This window comes from Cognatundibacterium luofuense, from assembly GCF_018139685.1.
In the GTDB taxonomy this organism is placed as follows: domain Bacteria; phylum Pseudomonadota; class Gammaproteobacteria; order Burkholderiales; family Burkholderiaceae_D; genus Undibacterium; species Undibacterium luofuense.
Genome location: NZ_JAGSPN010000520.1, coordinates 1 through 301 on the forward strand (window position 1 = coordinate 1; position 301 = coordinate 301).

The window sequence follows — 301 nt, forward strand, 5'->3', positions numbered from 1 at the left end:
TTTGGATTCCTGCAAACGTCTGAGCTGAATCAGCAACAATATCGCCAGCACCAGGATAAACAGCACCGTGGTGGCGGTAAACATCACCCTTTGGCGTACCCGGCCGTTCCAGTCGGTCAGAATATCGTCGATATTCCTTGCATACACCAGCGTCAGTGGCATACCTGTAATCTTACGATAAGTGTACAGGTAATCGCCGCTACCGCCCATCAGCGGGCCACTCTGCAATGAACCCTCGGTATTGGTATCCGTAATCGCCGTCATCACATCGTGTTGGCTAATAGGCGTGTCCAGATAGGTT

Annotated in this window: 1 protein-coding gene; it reads right to left on the reverse strand. The window is 51.5% G+C overall.

Annotated elements, in window-relative coordinates; genetic code table 11:
• A partial coding sequence (locus tag KDM89_RS21500) for a PDC sensor domain-containing protein (protein WP_212689822.1) occupies positions 1–264 on the reverse strand: 264 nt, incomplete at its 3' end.
• Between the last annotated feature and the right edge of the window lie 37 nt (positions 265–301).